This is a genomic window from Rheinheimera sp., from assembly GCF_036568245.1.
Taxonomy (GTDB): Bacteria; Pseudomonadota; Gammaproteobacteria; order Enterobacterales; family Alteromonadaceae; genus Alishewanella.
Map to the genome: position 1 here is coordinate 1 of NZ_DATCSY010000009.1, position 3,512 is coordinate 3,512.

General features: G+C 50.1%; 4 protein-coding genes. All 4 read left to right on the top strand.

Annotated features, from left to right (window positions below; all coding sequences use genetic code 11):
- A partial coding sequence (locus tag VIN66_RS00375; protein WP_331922141.1) for an EAL domain-containing protein occupies nucleotides 1-1,049 on the top strand: 1,049 nt, incomplete at its 5' end.
- 113 nt (nucleotides 1,050-1,162) lie between these two features.
- Nucleotides 1,163-1,744, top strand: coding sequence for an electron transport complex subunit RsxA (gene rsxA / locus VIN66_RS00380; protein ID WP_331922142.1), 582 nt, complete (start codon nucleotides 1,163-1,165; stop codon nucleotides 1,742-1,744).
- Nucleotides 1,744-2,295, top strand: a complete 552-nt coding sequence (gene rsxB, locus VIN66_RS00385; RefSeq protein WP_331922143.1) for an electron transport complex subunit RsxB — start codon at nucleotides 1,744-1,746, stop codon at nucleotides 2,293-2,295. The genes rsxA and rsxB overlap by 1 nt, the downstream gene beginning before the upstream one ends.
- Nucleotides 2,296-2,299: 4 nt before the next feature.
- Nucleotides 2,300-3,512 (top strand): electron transport complex subunit RsxC (gene rsxC, locus VIN66_RS00390; protein ID WP_331922144.1); only part of this gene is annotated, 1,213 nt, incomplete at its 3' end.

The following is a 3,512-nucleotide window of genomic DNA, read 5'->3' on the forward strand; positions in this document are numbered from 1 at the left end:
AAAAACTGTGTGGCTCCTACAAAGACCACCGTATCTATCGCCTGAACAGTTCAGACTTCGGCCTTTTATTGCCACGCGTCACGCCAAAAGAAGCTGAAAACTTTGCGCTGCAGTTACAGAGCAGATTAAATGAATACCAAAAAAATGCTGAGCTCGATTCTGTAGCCTATACCGGTCTGGTTAGCTATGAAGCAGGTAAAGCTTTAGGTGAATTGCTGGCCGTTGCAGATACATCGATAAGCCTGGCGCAGACGAAACAGCCTAATGCCTGGCATCTGCAAAAAGAATCTGCCGCGATGGAAATGTCCAGTGGCGGCTATGGCAACCAGAACTGGCGCAATGTGATAGACGATGTGCTGACTAATCATCGCATCAGTTTGCTGACACAATTAATACAGCCGTCAAATCGCTCGGCTAAGGCTTATTCGGAAATACTGGTACGGTTTAAAACCCAGGAAGGCCAGATATTGCCAACGGCCTCATTTTTGGCAATGGCTGAAAAACTTGATCGTATAGTTGCTGTTGACCGGCTTGTTATTGAAACAGCGTTAACAACCATCAAAAACAAAAACCTGCAGGATCAATATTTTGGCCTGAACCTGTCGGCTCGCTGCCTGCATGATGATCAGTTTATAATCTGGCTGGAACGACGGCTGCTAAAAGATGCCAATATTGCCGCCAAGCTGGTATTTGAAGTAACTGAATTTGGTATGCAGCAAAACCTGAAAACCAGCAAACGCTTTATAGATATGGCTCACCGGGCCGGCTCTCGTGTCACGGTAGAAAAATTCGGCGTGGGCATTACATCGTTCAAGTTTTTCCGCGATTTAAAACCCGACTATGTAAAAATGGACGGTAGCTACACGCGCCATATTAACGAAGATAAAAACAATCAGTACTTTATGCGCCTGATGATAGACCTGGCCCATCGTATCGGTGTCGGCGTTTTTGCCGAGAGCGTAGAAACACAGGAAGAAAAGCATATGCTGGAATCTTTGTTTATCGACGGTAATCAGGGCTATTACGTTGGAAAACCTGCTGCGCTTTAATGGTAAAATGCAGCTGTCATTCTGTGTCAGCTGCAACAACCCTACGATTTATCAGGTTGTGTCGCTGTTAGCTTAATAGCATAATATGGCCCTCATTTTTCCCGAGCGATACGATGACTGAATTTCTGTTGTTGTTAATCAGTACCGTACTGGTGAACAATTTTGTGCTGGTAAAATTCCTCGGCCTTTGCCCTTTTATGGGCGTGTCAGGCAAGCTGGAAACGGCCATCGGCATGTCACTGGCCACTACCTTCGTGCTTACACTGGCGTCTCTGTGCAGCTATCTGGTGGATTATTACCTGCTGGCACCGCTGGATCTGCTTTACCTGCGTACGTTGGCGTTTATTCTGGTTATCGCGGTCGTGGTGCAATTCACTGAAATGGTGGTGCATAAAACCAGCCCTACCCTATACCGCCTGTTGGGGATCTTTCTGCCTCTTATTACCACAAACTGTGCCGTATTAGGTGTTGCGCTGTTAAACGTAAACGCCCGGCACAACTTTGTAAATTCCGTGGTGTATGGTTTTGGTGCTGCTGTTGGTTTCTCTCTGGTACTGATTCTGTTCGCGGCTATGCGCGAAAGACTGGCGGCAGCGGACGTCCCGCTACCTTTTAAAGGCGCGGCCATCGCCATGATAACAGCGGGCCTGATGTCACTGGCCTTTATGGGCTTTAGCGGATTGGTGAAAGCCTGATGACATTGCTTACTGCACTTATCGCTATTGGTGTACTGGCGCTGCTGTTTGGTGCTGTGCTGGGCTACGCCGCCATCCGTTTTAAAGTAGAAAGCGATCCCTTAGTTGATCAGATTGATGACATACTGCCCCAGACACAGTGTGGCCAATGCGGTTATCCGGGCTGCAAACCCTATGCCCAGGCTATTGCTGATGGCGATGACATTAATAAATGCCCGCCGGGCGGCGAAGCAACCATCCGTAAACTGGCCGATTTACTGGGCGTTGAAGCTAAACCACTTAACGCCGCGCAAACCGAAAACGTAAAGCGCGTAGCCTATATCCGCGAAGATGAATGTATAGGTTGCACTAAATGTATTCAGGCCTGTCCGGTCGATGCCATCGTGGGCGCATCCAAACTGATGCACACCGTATTGGTCGACGAATGCACCGGCTGCGATCTGTGTGTCGAGCCTTGCCCGGTAGATTGTATTGATATGATCCCGCTAGCCAGTACGCCAGAGCGTTGGAAGTGGGATTTAGCAGCCATTCCGGTTCGGATGGTGGAGTAACGCCATGCCCAGTTTATTCAAGCAAATTCAGGCCGGTGCTATCTGGGATTTCCACGGTGGTATACATCCGCCATCACGTAAGCAAAATACCAGCCAAAAGCCTGTCGCAGTCATGCCATTGCCGGACAGGCTGTATATTCCGCTACGCCAGCATATCGGTGTCGCTGGCCAGTTATTAGTAAAAGCCGGCGAGCGCGTATTAAAAGGTCAGCCGTTAACCAACGCTGATAACTCTATGACGGTGCCGGTACACGCTCCGACTTCAGGAACCGTACTGCAAATAGCACCGCATACCAGCCCTCACCCTTCGGCTCTGCCTGAACTGACTCTGGTGCTCGAGCCCGATGGGCTCGACGAGTGGCGCGAGCGGGAGCCGCTGAACTTCGCCAGTTGCGATAAAATGCAGCTGCTAAACCGGATCCAGGATAGCGGTATCGCCGGTATGGGAGGAGCAGGCTTTCCTACTCATTTAAAAACCGGCGTTAACCAGCCGGTAGATTATCTGATCATCAACGCCGTTGAGTGCGAGCCATATATTACCGCCGATGACTTACTGATCCAGGAAGCGGCTACCACTATCGTGAAAGGTATTGATATCTTGTGCCGCCTGCTCAATCCCAAAGCAGTGCTGATTGGTATCGAAGACGACAAGCCGATAGCTACCGCGGCTATGATGGCCGCTTGCAGTCAGCGTGAGCATTATTATGTTCGCACAGTACCGACCAAATACCCGTCTGGCGGTGAAAAACAACTGATCCAGCTACTGACTAATAAAGAAGTACCCAATGGCCGCCGTCCGCTGGACATTGGTATTGTGATGCAAAACGTCGGCACGGCGTTTGCCATTGCGCAAGCAGTTCTGGATGACCACCCGTTGATTTCACGCATCGTAACGGTAACCGGAGACACATTAAGCCAACCGCAAAACGTTATAGCATTGCTTGGTACACCGGTATCAGATTTATTGCAGTACTGTGGCTTTCAACCGGAGCCGGTGCAACGGGTTATCATGGGTGGGCCGATGATGGGTTTTACACTGCCGGATTTAAGTGTGCCGGTCGTTAAAACCACCAACTGTATACTGGCGCCAACAGCAAAAGAGATGCCGGCCCCCGCGCAAGAGATGGACTGCATACGCTGCAGTGCCTGCGCAGATGCCTGCCCTGCCAGCCTGCTACCACAGCAGTTACTCTGGTACAGCAAAGCCAAAGATACTG

What these genes read in the sequence shown, in the direction of transcription:
- rsxA (WP_331922142.1), top strand. Translation starts at nt 1,163, where the DNA reads ATGACTGAATTTCTGTTGTTGTTAATCAGTACCGTACTGGTGAACAAT.
- rsxB (WP_331922143.1), top strand. Translation starts at nt 1,744, where the DNA reads ATGACATTGCTTACTGCACTTATCGCTATTGGTGTACTGGCGCTGCTG.